1 protein-coding gene is annotated in these 1,249 nt (G+C 62.1%); it reads left to right on the forward strand.

What is annotated here, in order from left to right; translation table 11 throughout:
• The first annotated feature begins 214 nt into the window (after window positions 1-214).
• On the forward strand, window positions 215-1,129 hold the full coding sequence (locus tag J2X70_RS20705) for an IS110 family transposase (RefSeq protein WP_309911952.1): 915 nt from the start codon (window positions 215-217) through the stop codon (window positions 1,127-1,129).
• Window positions 1,130-1,249: the final 120 nt, after the last annotated feature.

Below are 1,249 nucleotides of genomic sequence, written 5' to 3' on the forward strand. Positions count from 1 at the left end.
CAAGCCTTATCTGATTGGAATCTGGCACCGTAGGTGTCGAGAGCCGGCGTGGGCCGCCGTGTAAGCCTGGATCTCGACGATCGCCATGTAGCTTGGCGCCCACGCCGGAATCTCCCTTGATCCGCCCGAACAGTTGCTGGAGCCGACACTCGCAGTGATAAGACTGGGCAAGCGGGGGAGCTCTCGACCCTTCCAGACTATACGGAGTCCGGTGATGAACGGGATCGGGATTGATGTCAGCAAGCGCCAGCTGGACGTTGGCACGACAGACGGAAAGACCCTGCAGGTCAGCAATAGCCGCTCCGGCTTTGCTGAATTGGACCTCTGGCTGCAAGGGCATCCAGCCGTCCAGATCGTGCTGGAGGCCACTGGTGGCTACGAACAGCCTGTGCTGGACTTCCTGCACAACGCTGGTCATCCGGTGGTCCGCGCCAATGCCCTGCGGGCGCGGAAACTGGCCCAGGGGCTTGGCCACATGGCCAAGACCGACCGCTTGGATGCCTATGCCTTGGCCAAGATGGCCGCGCTGGTGAAGCTGCGTTCCTATCAGCCACTGGAGCCTTGGCAGCGGGAAATGCGTGACTTCGTGCGGGCACGCCGACAGGCGATGCACGCGCTGACCGTCGCGCGGCAGCAGCAGGAAATGGTGGGTAATCGTGAATTACGCCGACTGCTTCAGGCCAACATCACTTGCTTGCAGAGAACGGTGGAACGTTTGGGAAAGCGGATTTCCGAACAGGTTTCCAAGCAGCCTCAACTGGCTGTCCTGAAGTCGATAAAAGGTGTTGGCCCGGGCCTGCAGGCCGTGTTGGCCAGCTATCTTCCCGAGCTGGGCAAGATCAGTGGCAAGGCCGTCGCCAGCCTGGTCGGTGTGGCACCGATGTCCCATGACAGCGGGACCATGCGTGGCAAACGAAGCATCCATGGCGGCAGGGCTGAGATCCGTCAGGTGCTCTACATGGCCAGCATGTCGGCCATGCGGCATGAACCTCGCCTGCGGGACTTTTACCAGTCGCTGCGAGCGCGGGGCAAGGAAGGCAAAGTGGCCATCGTGGCGGTGATGCGGAAGATGCTGGTGATTCTCAACGCCCGTATGCGTGACGCTCAAGGCGGATCGATCCCCGCCTGAGCGCACCAGAGGGCGTTGCTCCTGAGGCTGCCGGCCAGCGGCCGGCACTACCGTGCCCGTTTACCGGAAGGGCTGGCGCTCCTCCAGCAACACAGTTGCTACAAGGACGTACTTGCGGCG

It is taken from the genome of Stenotrophomonas sp. 1337 (assembly GCF_031455455.1).
GTDB classification, from domain to species: Bacteria; Pseudomonadota; Gammaproteobacteria; order Xanthomonadales; family Xanthomonadaceae; genus Stenotrophomonas; species Stenotrophomonas indicatrix.

What these genes read in the sequence shown, in the direction of transcription:
- J2X70_RS20705 (WP_309911952.1), top strand. Translation starts at nt 215, where the DNA reads ATGAACGGGATCGGGATTGATGTCAGCAAGCGCCAGCTGGACGTTGGC.